Below are 440 nucleotides of genomic sequence, written 5' to 3' on the forward strand. Positions count from 1 at the left end.
CAACTACAAACAAAATTGTTATCGAGGGCTCCCAAGTCTCTGGTGACATTACGAGTTCTTCTGAAACTGTAGAACTCGATGACTCTTATGTTATTGGTGATGTTAAAGCAGGGCAACCTAACTGGGGGACGGTTTATGTCAGTAATGGAACGGTGGTTGATGGTACTTGTTTGTATAAAACCGTGCCAGAAAGTGCGTGTGGGATAGAAGCACTACCCGATCCGATTGCCTTATATCATTTAGATGAAACAACATGGAATGGCTCGAACAATGAGGTAGTAGATAGCTCTGGTAACCAATTACATGGTAAATCGGTGAATGGAGCAACACCAGAGCCTGCATCTGAATTATCTGCGATCCCAACTATTGATTCTCTTGGAACTTGTGGTTTCGGAGGCTTTAATAATGATTCAAATCAATATATTAATATACCACATGAT

General features: G+C 40.9%; 1 pseudogene. It reads left to right on the forward strand.

The features are described 5' to 3' along the window. A pseudogene (locus AB4623_RS24230) lies at window positions 1-440 on the forward strand (LamG domain-containing protein); the annotation flags it as partial.

Source organism: Vibrio sp. 10N.222.52.C12, from assembly GCF_041474215.1.
In the GTDB taxonomy this organism is placed as follows: Bacteria; Pseudomonadota; Gammaproteobacteria; order Enterobacterales; family Vibrionaceae; genus Vibrio; species Vibrio crassostreae_C.